This is a genomic window from Streptomyces sp. NPDC001410, from assembly GCF_042895235.1.
GTDB lineage: Bacteria > Actinomycetota > Actinomycetes > Streptomycetales > Streptomycetaceae > Streptomyces.
The window spans coordinates 240,800-262,677 of record NZ_JBIAWE010000006.1; the positions used below are offsets into that span (position 1 = coordinate 240,800).

At 70.5% G+C, this 21,878-nt stretch carries 17 protein-coding genes and 1 pseudogene; 9 read left to right on the forward strand and 9 right to left on the reverse strand.

What is annotated here, in order from left to right:
* Positions 1–166: 166 nt before the first annotated feature.
* The 6 genes and pseudogenes from ACFY3C_RS15020 to ACFY3C_RS15045 all read left to right on the forward strand — a co-directional run.
* Positions 167–1,045, forward strand: coding sequence for an MHYT domain-containing protein (locus ACFY3C_RS15020; protein WP_386574120.1), 879 nt, complete (start codon positions 167–169; stop codon positions 1,043–1,045).
* A gap of 40 nt (positions 1,046–1,085) precedes the next feature.
* Positions 1,086–3,233 carry an excinuclease ABC subunit UvrB gene (gene uvrB, locus ACFY3C_RS15025; RefSeq protein WP_386574118.1) on the forward strand — a complete coding sequence of 716 codons (2,148 nt, stop codon included), beginning with the start codon at positions 1,086–1,088 and terminating at the stop codon, positions 3,231–3,233.
* Between the two features lie 157 nt (positions 3,234–3,390).
* A complete protein-coding gene (locus ACFY3C_RS15030; RefSeq protein WP_386574116.1) occupies positions 3,391–3,969 on the forward strand; it encodes a TerD family protein in 579 nt (192 codons plus the stop codon).
* Between the two features lie 50 nt (positions 3,970–4,019).
* A complete protein-coding gene (locus ACFY3C_RS15035) occupies positions 4,020–5,912 on the forward strand; it encodes a TerD family protein (protein ID WP_390771016.1) in 1,893 nt (630 codons plus the stop codon).
* Positions 5,913–6,136: 224 nt separating this feature from the next.
* Complete coding sequence (locus ACFY3C_RS15040; protein ID WP_390771017.1) at positions 6,137–7,138, forward strand: TerC/Alx family metal homeostasis membrane protein; 1,002 nt, start codon at positions 6,137–6,139, stop codon at positions 7,136–7,138.
* Between the two features lie 48 nt (positions 7,139–7,186).
* A pseudogene (locus tag ACFY3C_RS15045) lies at positions 7,187–8,236 on the forward strand (calcium:proton antiporter); the annotation flags it as partial.
* 17 nt (positions 8,237–8,253) lie between these two features.
* On the opposite strand, the gene ACFY3C_RS15050 reads toward ACFY3C_RS15045, so the two are convergent.
* A complete protein-coding gene (locus tag ACFY3C_RS15050) occupies positions 8,254–9,525 on the reverse strand; it encodes an MFS transporter (protein WP_390771018.1) in 1,272 nt (423 codons plus the stop codon).
* Positions 9,526–9,733: 208 nt separating this feature from the next.
* Here ACFY3C_RS15050 and aroQ point away from each other — a divergent pair, with 208 nt between their 5' ends.
* Positions 9,734–10,207 (forward strand): type II 3-dehydroquinate dehydratase, encoded by a 474-nt coding sequence (gene aroQ, locus ACFY3C_RS15055; protein WP_386574112.1) that lies wholly within the window; start codon positions 9,734–9,736, stop codon positions 10,205–10,207.
* Between the two features lie 12 nt (positions 10,208–10,219).
* Here aroQ and ACFY3C_RS15060 read toward each other — a convergent pair whose 3' ends face one another.
* The 5 genes from ACFY3C_RS15060 to ACFY3C_RS15080 form a co-directional block, all read right to left on the reverse strand.
* Positions 10,220–10,987: an amino acid ABC transporter ATP-binding protein gene (locus tag ACFY3C_RS15060; RefSeq protein WP_390771019.1), complete on the reverse strand. Its 768-nt coding sequence runs from the start codon at positions 10,985–10,987 to the stop codon at positions 10,220–10,222.
* Positions 10,984–11,925: an amino acid ABC transporter permease gene (locus tag ACFY3C_RS15065; protein ID WP_390771020.1), complete on the reverse strand. Its 942-nt coding sequence runs from the start codon at positions 11,923–11,925 to the stop codon at positions 10,984–10,986. The genes ACFY3C_RS15060 and ACFY3C_RS15065 overlap by 4 nt, the downstream gene beginning before the upstream one ends.
* A complete protein-coding gene (locus ACFY3C_RS15070; protein ID WP_390771021.1) occupies positions 11,922–12,806 on the reverse strand; it encodes an ABC transporter substrate-binding protein in 885 nt (294 codons plus the stop codon). The genes ACFY3C_RS15065 and ACFY3C_RS15070 overlap by 4 nt, the downstream gene beginning before the upstream one ends.
* Positions 12,807–13,174: 368 nt before the next feature.
* Entirely contained in the window at positions 13,175–13,831 is a 657-nt protein-coding gene (locus ACFY3C_RS15075; protein ID WP_386574108.1) for an MBL fold metallo-hydrolase, read from the reverse strand.
* 46 nt (positions 13,832–13,877) lie between these two features.
* Entirely contained in the window at positions 13,878–14,564 is a 687-nt protein-coding gene (locus ACFY3C_RS15080) for a maleylpyruvate isomerase family mycothiol-dependent enzyme (RefSeq protein ID WP_386574107.1), read from the reverse strand.
* A gap of 225 nt (positions 14,565–14,789) precedes the next feature.
* Between ACFY3C_RS15080 and uvrA the strand changes: the two genes are divergently transcribed.
* The gene (gene uvrA / locus ACFY3C_RS15085) at positions 14,790–17,819 is read left to right on the forward strand and encodes an excinuclease ABC subunit UvrA (protein ID WP_390771022.1); all 3,030 of its coding nucleotides are present in this window, start codon (positions 14,790–14,792) and stop codon (positions 17,817–17,819) included.
* Between the two features lie 170 nt (positions 17,820–17,989).
* Here the strand turns inward: uvrA and ACFY3C_RS15090 are convergent, their stop codons facing one another.
* Positions 17,990–18,901, reverse strand: a complete 912-nt coding sequence (locus ACFY3C_RS15090) for a carbohydrate kinase (RefSeq protein WP_390771023.1) — start codon at positions 18,899–18,901, stop codon at positions 17,990–17,992.
* Positions 18,882–20,039, reverse strand: a complete 1,158-nt coding sequence (locus ACFY3C_RS15095; RefSeq protein WP_386574104.1) for a LacI family DNA-binding transcriptional regulator — start codon at positions 20,037–20,039, stop codon at positions 18,882–18,884. The genes ACFY3C_RS15090 and ACFY3C_RS15095 overlap by 20 nt, the downstream gene beginning before the upstream one ends.
* A gap of 262 nt (positions 20,040–20,301) precedes the next feature.
* On the opposite strand from ACFY3C_RS15095, the gene ACFY3C_RS15100 reads away from it, so the two are divergent.
* Positions 20,302–20,736 (forward strand): Rieske (2Fe-2S) protein, encoded by a 435-nt coding sequence (locus ACFY3C_RS15100; RefSeq protein WP_386574102.1) that lies wholly within the window; start codon positions 20,302–20,304, stop codon positions 20,734–20,736.
* Positions 20,737–20,813: 77 nt separating this feature from the next.
* Here the strand turns inward: ACFY3C_RS15100 and ACFY3C_RS15105 are convergent, their stop codons facing one another.
* Positions 20,814–21,761 carry a hypothetical protein gene (locus tag ACFY3C_RS15105; RefSeq protein ID WP_390771024.1) on the reverse strand — a complete coding sequence of 316 codons (948 nt, stop codon included), beginning with the start codon at positions 21,759–21,761 and terminating at the stop codon, positions 20,814–20,816.
* Positions 21,762–21,878 lie beyond the last annotated feature (117 nt).

Consider the following 21,878-nt stretch of genomic DNA (forward strand, 5'->3'; position numbering starts at 1 on the left):
GGGTGCCGCACAAGTGGGGCAAGGGCGTGTTTCTTTGCCGGAAAATCGTTCGACCATTCCGGTGCGGGTCATACTCTCTGCGTCAACCCTGACCGCCGGCGCGGTCCTGGGACGGGGGCGCATTCCAGAAATTCCGGGACGTAACAGGGCGGAAGGGCAGCCGCGCATGCAGGGCACGGTCGACGGATTCAGCTACGGGGTCGTCACCCCGTTGGTGGCCTTTCTGATGGCCTGCCTCGGTGGCGCCCTCGGCCTGCGCTGCACCACCCGGTCCCTGCTGGTCACGCACTCCTGGCGGCCCGCCTGGCTGGCCCTCGGCTCGGCCGCGATCGGCTCCGGCATATGGACGATGCACTTCGTCGCCATGATGGGCTTCACCATCAAAGAGACGCCGATCCACTACGACAAGTCGATCACCTACGCGAGCCTCGGCCTCGCCATCGTCATGGTGGGCGTCGGGATCTTCATCGTCGGCTACCGGGGCGCCACCGGCGCCGCTCTGTTCACCGGCGGCACGATCACCGGTCTGGGCGTCGCCTCGATGCACTACCTCGGCATGGCGGGCGTGCACTTCGACGGGCGGTTCTCGTACAACACGCTCACCGTCGCCGCCTCCGTCGCCATAGCGGTCGTGGCCGCCACGGCCGCCCTGTGGGCGGCGGGACGCGTGCGGGGTTTCCTGTGGAGCGTCGGGGCCAGCATGGTGATGGGCCTCGCCGTCACCGGCATGCACTACACCGGTATGGCCGCCCTCGACGTCCACGTCCACAGCACCTCCGACTCCGCCACCAGCGGCTCACCGGCCGCGGTGCTCGCGCCGATGCTGATCGGCCCGCTCGCCTTCCTGCTCCTCGCCGGCGTCGTCGTGATGTTCGACCCGCTGATGGTCATGGGCAGGCCCACCCGGCGGGACGTCGAGGACAAGCCGGGCGTCCCGGCTGCCGCCGTGCCCTCCCACCAGCACCGCCCCCCGGCGCTCCACGCCGGCCACCGGCCGGTCCACGACTCCCGGCACCACGGCTCCCGCACCCCGCAGAACCGCTGACCGGGCCCCGTTGTCAGTGCGGGGTCGTACGGTGGATCCCATGCGGCCCGTTTCCCACATCGAACGCACGGTGGCGCCCTTCGAGGTCGTCAGCTCCTACCAGCCCAGCGGAGACCAGCCGGCGGCCATCGCCGAGCTGGCCAAGCGCATCGAGGCCGGTGAGAAGGACGTCGTCCTGCTCGGCGCGACCGGCACCGGCAAGTCCGCCACCACCGCGTGGATGATCGAGAAGCTCCAGCGCCCCACCCTCGTGATGGCGCCGAACAAGACGCTGGCCGCCCAGCTGGCCAACGAGTTCCGCGAGCTCCTCCCGAACAACGCGGTCGAGTACTTCGTCTCGTACTACGACTACTACCAGCCCGAGGCCTACGTCCCGCAGTCGGACACCTACATCGAGAAGGACTCCTCGATCAACGAGGAGGTCGAGCGCCTGCGCCACTCGGCGACGAACTCGCTGCTCACCCGCCGCGACGTCGTCGTGGTCGCCTCGGTGTCCTGCATCTACGGCCTCGGCACTCCGCAGGAGTACGTGGACCGGATGGTCCCCCTCCGGGTCGGCGACGAGATGGACCGCGACGAACTGCTGCGCCGCTTCGTCGACATCCAGTACACGCGCAACGACATGGCCTTCACCCGCGGCACCTTCCGGGTCCGCGGCGACACCATCGAGATCTTCCCGGTCTACGAGGAGCTGGCCGTCCGCATCGAGATGTTCGGCGACGAGATCGAGGCGCTGTCCACGCTCCACCCGCTCACCGGCGAGATCATCAGCGACGACCAGCAGCTGTACGTCTTCCCCGCCTCCCACTACGTCGCCGGCCCCGAGCGCATGGAGCGGGCCGTCAACGACATCGAGAAGGAGTTGGGGGAGCGCCTGTCCGAGCTGGAGAAGCAGGGCAAGCTGCTGGAGGCCCAGCGTCTGCGGATGCGCACCACGTACGACATCGAGATGCTCCGCCAGATCGGCAGCTGCTCAGGCGTGGAGAACTACTCGATGCACTTCGACGGCCGCTTGCCCGGCTCCCCGCCCAACACCCTGCTCGACTACTTCCCGGACGATTTCCTGCTCGTCATCGACGAGTCGCACGTCACCGTCCCGCAGATCGGCGCCATGTACGAGGGCGACGCCTCCCGCAAGCGGACCCTGGTCGAGCACGGCTTCCGGCTGCCCTCCGCCCTGGACAACCGCCCCCTGAAGTGGGAGGAGTTCCAGGAGCGCATCGGCCAGACGGTCTACCTGTCGGCGACCCCGGGCACCTACGAACTGTCCCGCGGCGACGGGGTTGTCGAGCAGATCATCCGCCCCACTGGCCTCGTCGACCCGGAGGTCGTGGTCAAGCCCACCGAGGGCCAGATCGACGACCTGGTGCACGAGATCCGCAAGCGCACCGAGAAGGACGAGCGCGTCCTGGTCACCACGCTCACCAAGAAGATGGCCGAGGACCTCACGGACTACTTCCTGGAACTCGGCATCCAGGTGCGCTATCTGCACAGCGACGTCGACACCCTGCGCCGCGTCGAGCTGCTGCGTGAGCTGCGCTCCGGCGAGTTCGACGTCCTGGTCGGCATCAACCTGCTCCGTGAGGGTCTCGACCTGCCCGAGGTGTCCCTGGTGGCGATCCTCGACGCCGACAAGGAGGGCTTCCTGCGCTCCGGCACCTCGCTGATCCAGACCATCGGCCGCGCGGCGCGCAACGTCTCCGGCCAGGTCCACATGTACGCCGACAAGATCACCCCGGCGATGGAGAAGGCCATCGAGGAGACCAACCGCCGCCGGGAGAAGCAGGTCGCCTACAACAAGGCCAACGGCATCGACCCGCAGCCGCTGCGCAAGAAGATCAACGACATCGTCGCGCAGATCGCCCGCGAGGAGGTCGACACCGAACAGCTGCTCGGCTCCGGCTACCGCAAGCAGAAGGACGGCAAGGGCGCCAAGGCCCCCGTCCCGTCGCTCGGCGACAAGGCGGCCAAGGGTGCGAAGGGCGGCAAGGCCGCCAAGAGCAAGGCGGGGGCCGCGGTGCCCACGGACCGCCCGGCGGCCGAACTCGCCGAGCAGATCGAGGAGATGACGGAGCGTATGCGCGCCGCCGCCGCCGAGCTGCAGTTCGAGATCGCCGCCCGGCTGCGCGACGAGGTCTCCGAGATGAAGAAGGAACTGCGCCAGATGCGGGAGGCGGGCCTCGCCTGACCCCTCGTGACCCTGCCGGACCTCGGCATACACGCCTCGTGTTGCAACACCGACACAAAGCGCGAGCCGGGGTTCGGCACTGTCAGTGCCCCTGCGTAGGGTTCTGGACAACCGCCCACTGTGCGGCAACAGGGGACCATCGAGAGGGGAATCAGCCGTGACCGTCAACATGACCAAGGGTCAGGCCATCAGCCTGGAGAAGAAGGACGGGGCCACCCTGACCGCGGTCCGCATGGGTCTCGGCTGGCAGGCGGCGAAGCGGCGCGGCCTGTTCGGCTCGCGCACCCGCGAGATCGACCTGGACGCCTCCGCGGTTCTCTTCGCCGAGAAGGAGCCGGTCGACGTCGTCTTCTTCCGCCACCTGGTGAGCGACGACGGCTCTGTGCGCCACACCGGCGACAACCTCGTCGGCGGCGTCGGCCAGGGCGGTGACGACGAGGCCATCCTCGTGGACCTGCAGCGCGTCCCGGTCCACGTCGATCAGATCGTCTTCACCGTGAACTCCTTCACGGGCCAGACCTTCCACGAGGTGGAGAACGCGTTCTGCCGCCTCGTGGACGAGACCAACGGCCAAGAGCTGGCCCGTTACACGCTGGCGGGCGGCGGCGAGTACACCGCCCAGATCATGGCCAAGGTGCACCGCGTGGGCTCGGGCTGGACGATGACCGCCCTGGGCGAGCCGGCCAGGGGCCGCACCTTCCAGGACCTGATGCCGGCGATCCGGTCGTACCTGTAGGACAGTCCGACGCGGCGCGCACGACAACACGACACAGGGGGGCGTCGGCGATGACGGCCGAGCTGGTGCGGGGACAGAACCACCCGCTGTCGCAGGTCCGGCTGGAGGTCCGGATCTCTGCCGAGGTGCCGGTCCTGGCGGGAGCCACGCTCGGCGACGAGCACGGCACAGTGCACGGCGCCGAGTGGGTGGCCCACCCCGGCGCCCCCACGCTGCCCGGGATCGAGGTTTCCGGGCAGGCCGCCGCCGACCACCGGCTCGCCGTCGACCTGGCCGCCCTGCCCGAGGCGGTCCACCGCGTCACCGTGCTGCTGGCCCTGCCCACGCAGGCGGGAGGCGCGTTGCGGTTCGGTGCGGTCGCCGCCCCGCGCACGGCGGTCACCGGCCTCGACGGCACCGAGATCGTCCGCTTCACCCTCACCGGCCTGGACGCCGAGTCGGCCGTCGTCGCCCTGGAGCTGTACCGCCGACAGGACGCCTGGAAGGTCCGCGCGGTCGGCCAGGGCTATGCCGGCGGTCTCGCCGCACTCTTCACCGACCAGGGCCTGCCCCAGCCCGAAGCACTCGCGGCGGGCATCCAGGAAGCGGTGTCGCGAAGCCTCGCCCGCGCGATACCGGTGCCACAGCCCCAGGACACCGCCGGCTCGTCGGCGCCACGGCCGACACAGCCGCACGGCGCGCAAGGTGCGCACGACGCTCGGACATCGGGTGGCCCGGTCTACGCTCGGACGGAAGGCGGCCCGATCGACTACACCCACCCCGGCCGCCGTACCCCAACGGCCCCGCCGCCCCCGGTCCCGGACGGGCAGCCTGCCCAGCCCGTAGCCGGTGACGCGGTGGGCTGGTCGATGGAGGAGCGGCTGTACAACCAGGTCTGGGGCATGTTCGAGGATCTGGCCCGCACCACGGCCGCATACCGCAGCGCCGTCGACTTCGCCGGTGCCCGCCTGGAGAAGGAACTCGACCAGGTCCTCGCCGATCCGTCCAGTCGGCTCGGCACGGCCGGCCAGTCCACGCGCGAGGCGGCCCACGCCCGGCACTCCCAGCTGGTCGACCAGGCGCGGGCCGTCTTCGACCGGGACCTCGCCCAGCTCACCGCCGAGTCCGAGGTCGTCGAGCCCGCGCTGCCGCCGGCGTACGCCCGCTGGGACAACCCCGTCTGGCACGGCTACCGCGTGCCGGACGAGCCGCCGATGGCCGTGCGGCTCGGTGATCTCCATCTGCCCGAGAGCATGCCGCTGCGCATTCCCATGCTGGTCAGGCTGCCGCTGCAGCGGGGGCTCTGGATCGACAGCGGCCCGGTGGAAGGTCTCGACGGCACCTTCCTGGACTCCGCCGAGGCGCGTCGGCTCGCCATGGACGCCGCGGTGGCGCTCGCGGTCCGGCTGCTCGCCGTGCACCCGGTCGGGGAGTTCGCCGTGCAGGTCGTCGACCCGGCCGGTGCCGGGGCCCAGGCGCTCCTGCCGTTGACGCGGACTGGGGCTGCGGCGGTGCCTACCGCGAGCGGCGCGGCGGGCGTGGCGGACATGCTGGGACGGCTCACCCGCCGTGTCGACCTGACACAGATGGCGGTGCGCGGCGGTGCGGCCGAGGCACTGCCACCCGACGTCGACACCGCCCAGCAGCTGCTGATCGTCAACGACTTCCCGCACGGCTTCGATGACCGGGCGGTGACCCAGCTGCGCTATCTCGCCGACGAGGGCCCGGCCGTCGGCGTGCATCTGCTGATGGTCGCGGACCGTGCGGACGCCGAAGCCTACGGCCCGTTGCTCGACCCGCTGTGGCGTTCGCTCATGCGGCTCACCCCCGTACCCGACGATCACCTCGCGGACCCCTGGGTCGGCCACACCTGGACGTACGAGCCCTCGCTCGTGCCGCCCGGCAGCGAGGTCCTCCAGCAGGTGCTCACCGAGGTGACGGCAGCCCGCACCAAGCATCGGTAAAGCGCCTATGAGCAGCGAGTTTTGTCTTTCTTTTGCTAATTACTTTACCTTTCCTTGGTGATTGGGGTACTGTCCTCCCAGCGGAGGGGAGTACTCCCTGACTGCGACGCACCCGTCAGTACGGATCGATGTGGATCCCGGGGCGTCGGCCCATCGCGGGTGGAAGAGACCTCCGGCAGCGACAGCGCTGACAGTGTTTGCCGTTACGTAATGCCGGAGGTGCAGTGGAAATCTCTGTGGCCCTGTGGGCCCTGACCATCGTGGGTCTCGCCGCCCTGATCGCGGTCGATTTCTTCATCGGGCGCAAGCCTCATGACGTGTCGATCAAGGAAGCCGGTGTCTGGACCGTCGTCTGGATCGCCCTGGCCGGGCTCTTCGGCCTCGGTCTGCTCGTCTTCGGCGGTGGCCAGCCGGCCGGCGAGTTCTTCGCGGGATTCATCACCGAGAAGTCGCTGAGCGTCGACAACCTCTTCGTCTTCGTCCTGATCATGGCGAAGTTCGCCGTGCCCTCGCAGTATCAGCAGCGGGTCCTGCTCGTCGGTGTCCTCATGGCCCTGGTCCTGCGGGCCGTCTTCATCGCGGCCGGAGCCGCGATCATCGCCAGCTTCTCCTGGGTCTTCTACCTCTTCGGCGCTTTCCTGATCTGGACCGCCTGGAAGCTCATCCAGGAGGCCCGCGCCGAGGAGGAAGACGAGGCCTACGAGGAGAACAGGCTGCTGAAGGCCGCGGAGCGCCGGTTCGGCGTGGCCGACCGGTACCACAGCACCAAGCTCTGGATCCAGGAGAACGGCAAGCGGGTCATGACCCCGATGCTGGTCGTGGTGCTCGCCATCGGCACGACCGACGTGCTGTTCGCGATGGACTCCATCCCCGCGATCTTCGGCCTGACCCAGGACCCGTACATCGTCCTCACCGCCAACGCCTTCGCCCTGATGGGTCTGCGCCAGCTGTACTTCCTCATCGGTGGCCTGCTCAAGAAGCTGGTCCACCTGTCGTACGGCCTGTCGGTCATCCTCGGCTTCATCGGCGTCAAGCTGGTGCTGCACGCGCTGCACGAGTCCGGGGTCCATGTCCCCGAGATCAGCATCCCGGTCTCGCTCGGCGTGATCTGTGCGGTCCTCGTCGTCACCACCGTCACCAGCCTCATGGCCACCAGGAAGCAGGCGGCCGCCGAGGCGGTGCACGACGAGAGCGAGGCAGCCGCGAAGGCCGGTGCCGACGCCTGACGACGGAGGCCGACGCCGGACGGCGTACGTGTCTGCCACGATCACTTCATGATCACTCGGCTCAGGCCGCTCACCACCCAGTGCGCTCCTCGTGCCGGTGCTCGCGGTCGTCGCGCTGGTGACCCTGGTCCTCGCGGGGTCCGTCCTCGCGGCGGTGCACCACGCGGAGGTGGTCGCCCACCGCGTCGGTGAACCTTTCGGCTCGCTGGTGCTCGCCATCGCCGTCACCGTCATCGAGGTGGCCCTGATCGTCACCCTCATGGCCGACGGCGGTGACAAGAGTTCCACCCTGGCCCGGGACACCGTCTTCGCCGCCGTGATGATCACCTGCAACGGCATCGTCGGACTCTGCCTCCTCGTCGCCTCCCTGCGCCACGGGACCGCGGTGTTCAACCCCTAGGGCACCGGTGCCGCCCTGGCGAGCGTCGCGACGCTGGCCACACTCAGCCTGGTGCTGCCGACCTTCACCACCAGCAGCCGGGCCCCGAGTTCTCCAACGTGCAGCTGACGTTTGCCGCGCTGTCCTCACTGATCCTCTACGGCCTGTTCGTGGCCACCCAGACCGTGCGGCACCGCGACTACTTCCTGCCGATCACCCGGCAGGGCGAGGTCATCACCGGCGACGACCACGCCAAGCCCCCCTCCGCGCGCGCCGTCCGGACCAGCCTCGGCCTGCTCGGCCTCGCCCTGATCGGTGTGGTGGGCCTTGCCAAGGGAGTGTCGCCCACCATCGAGTCCGGTGTGGAGGCGGCCGGCCTCAACCAAGCGGTCGTCGGCGTGATCATCGCCCTGCTCGTCCTGCTGCCCGAGACGATCGCCGCGCTGCGCTCCGCCCGGCGCGACCGGGTGCAGACCAGCCTCAACCTCGCGCTCGGCTCGGCCATGGCCAGCATCGGCCTGACCATCCCCGCCGTCGCGCTGGCCTCCATCTGGCTGTCCGGACCGCTCGTCCTCGGTCTCGGACCGACGCACATGCTGCTGCTCGCACCGACCGTGATCGTCAGTTCCCTGACGGTGGTGCCGGGCCGGGCCACACCCCTGCAGGGTGGCGTGCACCTGGTGGTGTTCGCTGCCTACCTGGAGCTGGCGATCAACCCTTGGCGCCGCCGTCCCGGTCAGCCCGTGACCGGCTCCACCGCCGGCACGGGCACGGGCCGCGTTTCCGGCAGCAGGGCGAAGCAGGCCAGGCTCAGCAGGGCGATGCCCGTCAGATACACGCCCACACCCCACGGCACGCGCCCGCTGTGCTCCGCCAGGGCCGTGGCGACGATCGGGGTGAGCGCGCCGCCCAGGACCCCGCCGAGGTTGTAACCGACCGCGGCCCCCGTGCAGCGCACCCGCGCCTCGTACAGCTCCGGCAGATACGCGGCGATCACCGAGAACATGATGACGAAGGCGATCAGCGCGCCCAGGATGCCGAGGAACATCAGCAGCGGCTCGCCCGTCGCCAGCAGGGCGACCATCGGCAGCATCCACAGGGCGCATGCCGTGCACCCCACCAGGCACATCGGCCGGCGCCCGTAGCGGTCGCCGAGCATTGCCATGAGGGGCGTGAGCGCGCCCTTCACCACCACGGCGGCCATGACGCACGTCAGCATGACGGTGCGGCTCACCCCGAGCCGCTCGGTCGCGTACGCCAATGACCACGTCGTCACCGCGTAGAACACGGCGTACCCGACGGCCAGCGCCCCGGCCGTCAGCAGCACCAGCCGCCCGTGGTGCCGTACGACCTCGACGAGCGGCACGCGCGCGTGGTCGTCGATCTCCAGGAACCCGGGAGTCTCGGCGAGCGACGAGCGCAGCCACAGCCCGGCCAGAGCCAGCACACCGGCCGCCCAGAACGGAATCCGCCAGCCCCACTGCGCGAACTGCGCGTCGGACAGCACTGCCGACAGCGCGAGCATCACCCCGTTGGCGAGCACGAAGCCGAACGCGGGCCCCACCTGAGGGAAACTCGACCACAGGGCGCGCCGTCCGGCGGGCGCGTGCTCGGCGGTCAGCAGCACCGCCCCACCCCACTCGCCGCCGAGCCCGAGCCCCTGGAGGAAGCGCAGGACGAGCAGCAGCACGGGGGCGGCCACGCCGAGGGTTCCGTACGTCGGCACGCACCCGACCGCGACCGTCGAAGCGCCGGTCAGCAGCAGGGAGATGACGAGCACCGGCCGCCGTCCGCGCCGGTCGCCGAGGTGCCCGAACAGCACCGAGCCCAGCGGCCGGGCCACGAACCCCACCCCGAACGTCACGAACGCCGCCAGCGTCCCCGCCACGGGCGAGAACGTCGGGAAGAACAGAGGCCCGAGGACCAGGGCCGCCGCTGTCCCGTAGACGAAGAAGTCGTAGAACTCGATCGCGGTCCCGGCGAGCGAGGCGGCCGCGAGCCGCGCCATGGAAGGGGCCCTTACAGCCCGTACATCGTGCACACTGCGTCAACTACCCACCGTGATCAAGGGTTACGGGGGCGCGCGGAGGTGATCAACAAGCCGCGGCGCACGCCGCGGCGGCCGGAACAGGCGCCCCTCGCCCGCGCCGCGCGCCGTGATAGACCGGTTTCGAGCGAGCGGCCGCAGAAGCCGCCCCGAACGGACCGGAGGAACCGTGCCCCGCACCCTGGCCAACGCCCCGATCATGATCCTCAACGGGCCCAACCTGAACCTCCTCGGCCAGCGCCAGCCCGAGATCTACGGCAAGGACACGCTCGCCGACGTCGAGGCGATGTGCGCCAAGGCAGCGGCGGCACACGGCGGCACGGTGGACTTCCGGCAGTCCAACCACGAGGGCGAGCTGGTCGACTGGATCCACGAGGCGCGGCTCACCCACTGCGGGATCGTCATCAACCCCGCTGCCTACTCCCACACCTCGGTCGCGATCCTGGACGCGCTCAACACCTGCGACGGCATGCCCGTGCTGGAGGTGCACATCTCCAACATCCACCAGCGCGAGTCGTTCCGGCACCACTCGTACGTCTCGCTGCGCGCCGACGGCGTGATCGCGGGCTGCGGCGTGCAGGGCTACGTGTTCGGCGTGGAGCGGGTCGCCGCCCTGGTGGGGGCGGCCCAGGCCGACGCGTAGCCTCCACCGGCCCTACAGCCGGCCGGACTCCACGATCCGCCGCAGGAAGCGCCGCGTGCGCTCCTGCTGCGGATCGCCGAAGATCTGCTCGGCGGTGCCGCGCTCCAGCACGACCCCTCCGTCCAGAAAACAAACCTGGTCGGCGACGTCTCGGGCGAAGCCCATCTCGTGCGTCGCCAGCACCATGGTCATGCCCTCGTCCTTCAGGCCGCGGACCACTTCCAGGACCTCGCCGACGAGTTCGGGGTCCAGCGCGGCGGTGATCTCGTCGAGCAGCAGCAGCCGGGGTCGTGCGGCGAGGGCCCGTACGATCGCCACACGCTGCTGCTGGCCACCGCTCAGCCGGTCCGGGTAGGCGGCCGCCTTGTCGCCCAGTCCGAGGCGCTCCAGCAGCTCCCTGGCCCGCTCCTCGGCCTCCGTGCGAGAGACGCCGTGCACCCGGCGTGGGGCGAGCGTGATGTTGTCCAGCACGGTCATGTGCGGGAAGAGGTTGTACGCCTGGAAGACGACGCCGATACGGCGGCGTACAGCGTCCTGGTCGACGCGCGGGTCGGTGATCTCGTCGCCGTCCAGCCAGATCGCTCCGTCGTCGATCTCCTCCAGGAGGTTGGCGCAGCGCAGCAGCGTGGACTTGCCCGAGCCGGAGGCGCCGATCAGCGCGGTCACCGTGTGCGGGGCGACCTCCAGGTCGACGTCCCGCAGTACGACGGAACCCCCGAAGGTCTTGCGGACGGACTCCATCCGCAGTACCGGGGAGCCGTCCTGGGGTGCCGTACTCATATCGATCCTCCCTGGGCCCGCTGCCGGTCCATCCTGGCCGTCACCCAGTCCGTGAAGCGCGTCATCGGGATGGTCAGCGCAACGAAGACCAGGCCCGCGACGATGTACGGCGTGTAGTTGAGGCTCCGGCCCACGATGATGTCGGCGGCCCGTACGGCGTCCACCGCGCCGCCGATCGACACCAGGCCGGTGTCCTTCTGCAGCGACACCAGGTCGTTGAGCAGCGGCGGCACCTGACGGCGCACCGCCTGCGGCAGCACGACGTAGCGCAGGGCCTGCCGGTTGGTGAGGCCCAGCGAGCGGGCCGCGGCGCGCTGCGAGGGGTGGATGGACTCGATGCCGGCCCGGAACACCTCGGCCACGTACGCCGAGTACGTCAGCGTCAGCGCCGTACCACCGAGCAGCACCGGATCCACCGTCACGCCCTGCAGTCGCAGCGCGGGCACGCCCAGCACCACGATCATCAAATTGATGATGAGCGGCAGACCGCGGAAGAAGTCCGTGTACGCCGCCGCCAGGACGCGCAGCGGGAAGAACACCGGGCCGCGCAGGGTGCGGGCCACGGCGATGAGCATGCCGAGGACCAGCACGGCGGCACCGCAGACGATCAGGAGGCGGACGTTCAGCCACAGTCCTTCGAGGACCTTGGGGAACGCCTCGCGCGCGTACTGCGCGCTGAAGAACGTCTCCTTGGTGCGCGGCCAGCCCGGCGCGTTGACGACGACCAGGTAGAGCACGGCGGCCGTGACCAGGGTGGAGAGCGCCGCGACGGCCGTGGCGCGGCGGGCCCGCGCCCGCTTGTGGCGCTCGCGCTCCAGCCGCCGCTCGGAGGGCACGTAGCCGTCACCGGCGCCGGGCACCGCGTCCCCGGCGCCGCCGGTCATGTCACCGTTGTCGTTCGCCCCCTCCGCCGCGGACTCGCCCTTGGTGACCGTCACTTGAGCACCGGAGCGTCGACGGCGTCGGAGAGCCACTGCTTCTCGATCCGCGCCAGCGTGCCGTCCTTGCGCAGCGCGTCGACGGCGCCGGTCACGCACGAGGTCAGCGCGCTGCCCTTGTCGAGCACGAGCCCGAACTGCTCGGGCGTGCCGCCCAAGTTCTCGAACTGGCCGACGATCTTCGCGCTCGTCACCTCGGCCGCGGTGATGTAGAACGCGGTCGGCAGGTCCGTGACGACGGCGTCGACCTGACCGTTCTTCAGCGCGGACTTGGCCTGGTCGTTCTTCGCGTACACGGCGGCCTCCTGCTTCGGCTTCACCACGTCGGTGATGTAGTCGAGGCTCGTGGTGCCCACCTGGGCGCCCAGCTTGAGGTTCTTCAGGTCCGCGATGCTCGTCGCCTTGGCGGCCTTGCCGCCCTTGAGCGCGATGACGGCCTGACGCACGTCGTAGTAACCGGAGGAGAAGTCCACGGCCTTCTTGCGCTCCGTGCTGATCGACACCTGGTTGATGTCGAAGTCGAAGGTCTTCACACCGGGCGCGAACGCCTTGTTGAAGGGCACGCTCTGCCAGACCACGGCGCTCTTGTCGTAGCCCAGCCGCTGCGCCACGGCGTAGGCCACCGCGGACTCGAAGCCCTTGCCGTTGGCGGGCTTGTCGTCCTTGAACCACGGCTCGTACGCGGGCTCGTCCGTCGCGATCGTCAGCTTCCCGGACGTCTTGGTGGCCAACTTGCCCTTGGCACAGCTCTTCTCGACGGACCCGGACGGGGCGGCCGACGCCTTGTCCTCGGGCTGCGGAGCACAGCCGACGGCGGTGGCGAGCAGGGCTATGGTGGCGGCGGCTACCGCGCGGCGCAGTGCGCGAGGGGCAAGGTGCATGGCGGGAGATTGGCAGCGAACCCCATGTTTGTCCAGGTCACGGCGTTCATTGTCCGCATACTGGGAACGGGTGTTGCGGTCGTGTGAACGCTGCCGCCCGAGGTCGCCCTGGCCTGGGCCGCCGGCCGAGGGCGGGGTTGGAAGACCGGCGGCCCATACCGCGCAGGAGCCGTCATCCTGTGCGGGGCTGGCACCAGTTGACTGCGTGACACGGCGCGAGGGGAGCGCGCATGCGCCGTCGGCGCGTGCGAACAGTTCACACGGGGCGCGCGCCCGGCGCGGAATCGCCGACTTCTTGAGCTACGTCCGCTTCACCAGGGGCGCGAGGCCACGAACCAGGCGCCCCGAGCCATCAGGCGCCCGGAACATCACCACCCGCGCGCGTGCCACTCCGGCAGATGCGGCCGCTCCGCCCCCAGCGTGGTGTCGTTGCCGTGCCCCGGGTACACCCAGGTCTCGTCCGGCAGCACATCGAAGATCTTCGTCTCCACGTCGCGGATCAGACTCGCGAACGCCGCCGGGTCCTTGCGCGTGTTGCCGACGCCGCCCGGGAAGAGGCAGTCCCCGGTGAAGACGTGCGGGTGGCCGTGCGGGTCGTCGTAGACCAGCGCGATGGAGCCCGGAGTGTGCCCCACGAGGTGACGCGCGGTGAGTTCCACGCGCCCCACCCTGATGACGTCACCGTCGTCGACCAGGACGTCCGTGGGCACCGGGATGCCCGGGGCGTCCTCCCGGCCGGCGTACGTACGGGCACCCGTGGCGGCGGCGACCTCGGCGAGCGCCTGCCAGTGGTCGCCGTGCTGATGGGTGGTGACGACGGACGCGATGCCGTCGTCGCCGATCATGGTGAGCAGGGTCGGTGCCTCGTTGGCGGCGTCGATCAGGAGTTGCTCGTCGGTGGCCCGGCAGCGCAGCAGATAGGCGTTGTTGTCCATCGGGCCGACCGCGATCTTCGTGATCATCAGGTCCTTCAGCTCGTGCACGTCCGCCGGGCCGCCGACCTTGACCTCTCCGCTGTACGTCATGGTGATCAGCCTATAGCGGGGGAGTGCCCGGCGGGCCGTCGTCGCGCTACAGCGGAGGCAGCTTCGGGAGCGCGCCGCCCGTGGCCTCCAGCGCGGCGCCCTCGCGGCGTCCGGCGAGCCAGCCCAGCAGGTCCGCCGGAGACCCGGTGACCGTGATCTCGGGCTCGGCGGCCTCGCGTCCCGTGCTCCACGCGCGCGTGCCGTCCGTGACGCGGGTCGCCGGGACGTCGGGGTGCCCGGAGAACCGCTGTGCCAGGAACTCGATCTCCCGCTCGGTGAACTCAGCCGGCAGGTCCTCCAGCTCGTACCCGGTCCCGAGGTCCACATGGTGCAGGTCGACCTCGGCCCAGCGCCGGAACGGCACCCGGGACGCGGAGTCGGTGACCCCGTTGCGCAGCTCCACCGTGCGCGTCCAGTCCGCAGGCGTGGCCCCCGTCTCCTGGAAGCGGGCCCCGCTCTCGCGCACGTCGGCGAGCTGGACGTCCAGGGGGCGCGGGGCGTCCCGCTCGATGTCGGCGTCCCGGGCCTCGGCACTCGCGTACATGGGGCGGCCGTCGAGGACGTTCACGAGCGCGTCCGCGTTGCGGGCGAGGTGAGCGAGGACGTGTCCGCGGGTCCAGCCGGGCAGGCGTGACGGCTCGGCGAGAGATGCGTTGTCCAGCTTGGCGACAGCGGTGAGGAGCCGCTCGGTCGCTTCGCGTACACAGGCCAGGTCATGAGCGTGATCAATCATGGGCCTGACCTTAGCCCCGCCACACGTTTGGGTGAAGGTGGTGAACCTCCACCGAAAATCGAAAGCACGTGCTATATCGTCGGGGGTGGCGTCGGGCATGCTGGATGACCGGGGGTTGTTATGCAACCGGGAAATCCGACCGGCGTTGTCAGTGGCTCCCCCTAGTCTCGAAGAAGCACGGGGGCCCCGCCCCTGTCACTTCTCTCAAGAAAGGTGCGGACCGGCGTGGCCGACCGTCTCATCGTCCGTGGCGCGCGCGAGCACAACCTGAAGAATGTCTCGCTCGACCTGCCGCGTGACTCGCTCATCGTCTTCACGGGCCTGTCGGGGTCGGGCAAGTCCTCGCTGGCCTTCGACACGATCTTCGCCGAGGGCCAGCGCCGTTACGTGGAGTCGCTCTCCTCGTACGCCCGCCAGTTCCTCGGTCAGATGGACAAGCCGGACGTCGACTTCATCGAGGGTCTGTCCCCGGCGGTCTCCATCGACCAGAAGTCGACCTCGCGCAACCCGCGCTCGACGGTCGGCACCATCACCGAGGTCTACGACTACCTGCGTCTGCTCTTCGCGCGCATCGGCAAGCCGCACTGTCCCGAGTGCGGCCGCCCGATCTCGCGCCAGTCGCCGCAGGCCATCGTCGACAAGGTCCTGGAGCTGCCGGAGGGGAGCCGCTTCCAGGTGCTGTCGCCGCTGGTGCGCGAGCGCAAGGGCGAGTTCGTCGACCTCTTCGCCGACCTGCAGACCAAGGGCTACTCACGCGCGCGCGTGGACGGCGAGACCATCCAGCTGTCCGACCCGCCGACCCTGAAGAAGCAGGAGAAGCACACCATCGAGGTGGTCATCGACCGCCTCACGGTGAAGGACTCCGCCAAGCGCCGCCTCACCGACTCCGTGGAGACCGCCCTCGGCCTGTCCGGCGGCATGGTCGTGCTCGACTTCGTGGACCTCCCCGAGGACGACCCCGAGCGCGAGCGCATGTACTCGGAGCACCTGTACTGCCCGTACGACGACCTGTCCTTCGAGGAGCTGGAGCCCCGCTCCTTCTCCTTCAACTCGCCCTTCGGCGCCTGCCCCGAGTGCACCGGCATCGGCACGCGCATGGAGGTCGACCCGGAGCTGATCGTCCCGGACGAGGACAAGTCCCTGGACGAGGGCGCCATCCACCCCTGGTCGCACGGACACACCAAGGACTACTTCGGCCGCCTGATCGGCGCCCTCGCGGACGCGCTCGGCTTCCGTACCGACATCCCCTTCGCGGGCCTGCCGCAGCGGGCCAAGAAGGCCCTGCTCCACGGCCACAAGACCCAGATCGAGGTCCGGTACCGCAACCGGTACGGCCGCGAGCGCGTGTACACCACGCCCTTCGAGGGTGCGGTGCCCTTCGTGAAGCGCCGGCACAGCGAGGCCGAGAGCGACGCCAGCCGCGAGCGCTTCGAGGGCTACATGCGCGAGGTGCCCTGCCCCTCCTGCGAGGGCACGCGCCTGAAGCCGATCGTCCTCGCCGTCACGATCATGGAGAAGTCGATCGCAGAGGTCTCCGCGATGTCGATCAGCGACTGCGCGGACTTCCTGGGCGAGCTGACGCTGAGCGCCCGCGACAAGAAGATCGCCGAGCGCGTCCTGAAGGAGGTCAACGAGCGGCTGCGCTTCCTGGTCGACGTCGGCCTCGACTACCTCTCCCTCAACCGCGCGGCCGGCACCCTGTCCGGCGGCGAGGCCCAGCGCATCCGCCTGGCCACCCAGATCGGCTCCGGCCTCGTCGGCGTCCTGTACGTCCTGGACGAGCCGTCCATCGGCCTGCACCAGCGCGACAACCACCGGCTGATCGAGACCCTCGTCCGACTGCGCGACATGGGCAACACGCTCATCGTCGTGGAGCACGACGAGGACACGATCAAGGTCGCCGACTGGATCGTCGACATCGGTCCGGGCGCCGGCGAGCACGGCGGCAAGGTCGTGCACAGCGGCTCCCTGAAGGAACTGCTCGCCAACGCCGAGTCGCAGACCGGCCAGTACCTCTCGGGCCGCAAGTCCATCCCGCTGCCGGACGTACGGCGCCCGCAGGACCCGACCCGTCGGCTGACGGTGCACGGCGCCAGGGAGAACAACCTGCAGGACATCGACGTGTCCTTCCCGCTCGGCTTGTTCACGGCCGTCACGGGCGTGTCCGGATCCGGCAAGTCGACGCTGGTCAACGACATCCTCTACACGCACCTGGCCCGCGAGCTGAACGGCGCGCGCAGCGTCCCCGGACGGCACACGCGCGTGGACGGCGACGACCTCGTCGACAAGGTCGTGCACGTCGACCAGTCGCCCATCGGCCGCACCCCGCGGTCCAACCCGGCGACGTACACCGGCGTCTTCGACCACGTCCGCAAGCTGTTCGCCGAGACCACCGAGGCGAAGGTCCGCGGCTACCTGCCCGGGCGGTTCTCCTTCAACGTCAAGGGCGGCCGCTGCGAGAACTGCGCGGGCGACGGCACGATCAAGATCGAGATGAACTTCCTCCCGGACGTCTACGTCCCGTGCGAGGTCTGCCACGGCGCCCGGTACAACCGGGAGACCCTGGAGGTCCACTACAAGGGCAAGTCCATCGCCGACGTGCTGAACATGCCGATCGAGGAGGCGACCGAGTTCTTCGAGGCGGTTCCGGCCATCTCCCGGCACCTGAGGACGCTGAAGGACGTCGGCCTCGGGTACGTGCGGCTCGGCCAGTCCGCGACCACCCTGTCCGGCGGTGAGGCCCAGCGTGTGAAGCTCGCCAGCGAGCTGCAGAAGCGCTCCACCGGACGCACGGTCTACGTCCTGGACGAGCCCACCACCGGTCTGCACTTCGAGGACATCAGCAAGCTGCTGAAGGTCCTCGCCGGCCTGGTCGACAAGGGCAACACGGTCATCGTCATCGAGCACAACCTCGACGTGATCAAGACCGCCGACTGGGTCGTCGACATGGGTCCGGAAGGCGGCGCCGGCGGTGGCCTCGTGGTCGCCGAGGGTACGCCCGAGGAGATCGCAGGCGTTCCGGCCAGCCACACCGGCAAGTTCCTGCGCGAGATCCTCGACGCCGACCGCATCAGCGACGCGGCAACGGTGAAGGCACCGCGTGGCGCGGCGGCCAAGAAGACGGCCGCGGCCAGGTCGACGGCGAAGAAGACGGTGACGGCCAAGGCCAACAACACGGCGACCAAGAAGGCCGCCGGGGCCACGAAGAAGACGACACCGGCGAAGAAGACGACGACGCGGGCCCGCAAGGCCTGAGGCCGGTTCGGGTCATGCCCTGACACGTCATCAAAAAAGCGGCGCCCCGCGGGAACTCCCCGCGGGGCGCCGCTCGTTCCACCATCAGCCACCCCGGCTCCGCGGTCCGGCCGTTCCACGAACCGCGGGTTCGGCCGAACCTTGACACGAGCACAGAGGAAAGAGACCGCTCACAACTCGCCCAGCTCGGCCGCGTACGGCGGCTCCGCACCCGCGCGTGAGCAGGTGATCGCCGCCGCGCGTGCCGCGAACCGCAGCAGTCGCCGCCAGCCGTCCCGTCCCAGGGCGGCGAGTCCCTCCGGCGACAGCGCGTCCTGAGCGGACAGGCCGTGCAGCAGGGCCGCGTTCACCGTGTCACCGGCGCCGATGGTGTCCACGACCTCGACCTTCTCGCCCGGTACGGAGTACTCCGCGCCGTCCCGGGTGTGGACGGTGAGACCGTCGCCGCCCCGGGTCACCACGACGGCCGCCGGTCCCGCGGCCAGCCACTCGCGCGGGGTGCCGCCCAGCCACTCCGCGTCCTCCGCGGACAGCTTCAGCAGCGTCACCGAGGGCAGCCAGCTCTTGAAACGCGCCCGGTAGGCGTCCGCGTCCGGGATGAGGCCCGTCCGGATGTTGGGGTCGAGGGCGGTGAACAGGCCCTGCGCGGCCGCGGTCCGCATCAGCTCCTCGTAGGCGCCCGCCCCCGGTTCCAGGACGAGCGAGCAGGTGCCGAAGGACACCGCGCGCGTGCCGGCGGGGAGACCGGCGGGGGCGCTGAAGAGACGGTCGGCGGTGCCGTCGACATAGAAGGAGTAGGCGGCCGAGCCGCCGCCGTCGATCGTGGCGACCGCGAGCGTGGTCGGCTCGGTGCCGCGCTGCACGCCGGACACGTCCACCCCGGCCCGGCGCAGCCCGTCCAGCAGGGCCTCGCCGAAGGCGTCGTGCGAGGTGCGGGAGCAGAACGCGGTCGGGGAGCCGAGGCGGCCGAGGGCCACGGCGGTGTTGTACGGGCCGCCGCCGAGCGCCGGCTTCAGGTCCGCCAGCGCACCCGGGCCGTGCGGTACCAGGTCGATCAGTGCCTCACCGGCGACGACGATCACGAGGCGTTCCCTTCTCGGACAGCGCGGGCAGCGCGGAATGTGCGGAGGCGGAATGTGCGCAGAGCGCGGACGGTTCGGTCTTCCCACCGGTCCCGGCCGGCCTTGCGTCTCTTGCACCTGCGATCTCGTCCCGGTCCTCCGGGCATCCGCAGGAGGTGCGGTGGACGAGGGTGCAGGGCAGCCGGACGGTCCGGGCGGGCCGGCTGGGGTCGTCCAGCCGGTCCAGGAGCACCCGGACGGCCTGGGCGCCGATCTCCCTGCTGGGCTGGGCGACGGCGGTGAGCCGGGGCGAGAACAGATCGGCCCAGGCGAAGTCGTCGAAGCAGCACAGGGCGATGTCGTCCGGGACGGTCAGGCCCTCCCGGCGCAGGGCGCGCAGGGCGCCGATGGTCATGGCGTTGTTGGCGGTGACCAGCGCCGTGGGCGGCGTCGGCAGGGAGAGCAGCACGGCCGTGGCCCGCTCGGCACCCGCCGACTCGGAGTTGCCGGACACCACGAGGCCCTCGTCGTGGGCCAGCCCGGCGGCGGCGAGTCCCTGCTGGTAGCCGGTGATCCGCTCACCGGTGGTGCTGAGCCCGGGCAGGCCCGCGACCAGGCCGATCCGGCGGTGCCCGAGCCCGGCGAGATGGGTGACGAGGCGGGCCGTCGGACCCTCGTTCTCGGCGCAGACCTGATCGAAACGGGCCTGCTCGGGGAGCACCCGGTCCAGGAACACCGTCGGAACCTCGTGGCGGCCGAGGTAGGCGACGAGGTCGTGCGGGTGTGCGGAGGGGGCGACGATCATGCCGTCCACCCGGCGCTCGTGAAGAAGTTGGACGACCTTCCGCTCGTGCGCGGGGTCGTCGTGCGGGTCGGCGATGAGCAGGCTGTAGCCCGCCTCCAGGGCGGCAGCCTCGACGCCCTGCAGGATCTCCGTGAAGTACGGGTTGCTGATCGCCGACACCGCGAGGCCGATGGAGCGGGTGCGGGAGGTCACCAGGGAGCGGGCGAGGGTGTTGGGCGTGTAGCCGAGGGCGTCGACTGCGTCCAGCACAGCCTGGCGGGTGTGGGGCAGCACCGGACGCGTGCCGTTGAGCACGTGGGAGACGGTCGCCACGGAGACTCCGGCACTCCGGGCGACGTCCGCCATGGTGGCCATCGCGTTTTCCTCTCCCTGAACCGCTGAACCGCTGAACCGCTGAACCGCCGAGCCGCCGAGAGGCGGGACTGTCGAGCCGGCAGGACTGTCGGACGCCGGGAAGGTATCCCATCCACCACCTCCGCGTAAACGCTTACGCAAACGTTTACGCGCCCGCGCCGCCCGTGGATCCGCCCTCCTCCCCGTTCCCACCCCCGCCCCGGAGTCGGCCGTTCCGTCCGGGTACCGTCGGCCTGCACATCCCCTGACCAGTGGAGACCTGATGTCCGCCCGATCGGCCCGCCCGTCCACGAGTCGTCGTACCGTCCTTCGAGGAGCCGCCGTGGTTCCGGTGGCAGGGCTCGGACTGGCCGCCTGCTCGGCGCCGGGCGGCACCACCGCCGACGCGACCCCGACCGCGCCGGTCGACCTCGGTGCCGAGAGCGAGGTCGCGAAGGGCGGCGCGAAGCTCTACCGGGACCACAACGTGGTGGTCAGCCGGGACGGGAGCGGGGCCCTCAAGGCGTACAGCACCATCTGCACGCACGCGGGGTGCCCCATCAACAAGCTGCAGGGGACGACTCTGATCTGCCCCTGCCACGGCAGCCAGTTCGACGCCGTGACGGGCAAGGTGGTCCAGACGCCGGCCACCGTGCCGTTGAACGAGCTGCCGGTGAAGGCGTCGAACGGCAGGATCATCGCCGGTCCGGGCGCCTGACGGACCGCACCGTCGAGCGGCGCCCAGGTACTTGCACCTGGCCCCCGCCCCACCGGCTCCGGGCGTTCCGGCCCGCGTCACTCCCAGTCCCAGGCGATGCCGACCAGGCCCGGACGGATCCGGGGTTCGACCACGTGGACGCTGTGGTGCGGCCCGCTGACCGTCAGCTCGTGGCAGCCGCTGCGCGGCGCCGCGGGGGAGTGCTGGGAGAAGCGGTGGCAGCGGGTCGGCAGCGCGGCCCGGTCGAAGCGCACCTGGAGCGCGTACTGACCGCCCGGGAAGCCGAACCCGTGGGCGAACTCGCGCGAGACCCCCGCCGTGCCGTCCTCGATGCCGTACCGGAAGAGGAAGGTGTCGCCGGCGCGCAGCCGGGTGCCGAAGAGGAGCTCGGCCACCAGTACACCCGTGTCCTGGTCCAGGCGGACGCGCCCGGTCCGGCAGTTCTCCAGGGCGTGCACCGCCATGGCGCGGGGGCTGCAGCCGGGGTCGCCGTGGTGGACGGCGAGGAAGCGGTCGACGCCGTCGCGGTGGGCCCGCACGATGTGGTGGGACTCGAGGCCGGCCAGTTCGCGGCGGGCGCCGATCCGGACCCGCTCGTGGTGGCCGAGGGTGTGCAGGCCGCCGTCGAGGGACCAGCCCAGGTCGCCCTGGAGCCGGTTCAGCGCGTCGGAGGCCTCGATCAGGGAGCGGTAGGAACGGGCCGAGGGGCGCCGGACGGAGGAGGGTTCGCTGGACTCGGTGAGCAGCCGGATCAGGGACTCGTCCGGCAGCTGGAGAATCTCCTCCAGGGCCCGTACGGCGCGCAGTGACTCGGGGCGCTGCGGGCGGCGGGCGCCCTGCTGCCAGTAACTCAGGCTGGTGACACCGACCTTGACCCCATGGCGCGACAGATGATGCTGCACACGCTGGAGCGGCAGTCCGCGGGCGGCGATCGCGGCGCGCAGCGCCACGTGGAAGGGGCCGCCCCGCAGGGCCGTGTCCAGTTCCGCGGTGGGGACGTCCGCGTGCTCTGTGGCGTGCCGCATGCACAGGGGCCTTTCTGTGAGGTGTCGCGACGGCTGGTCAGACCGCTGGCGCAGGTGCGCGGGGCCACCCCCGTGGGCGTCGGGAGACGCCCCTGTGCACGCACGCCGCGTCCGTAC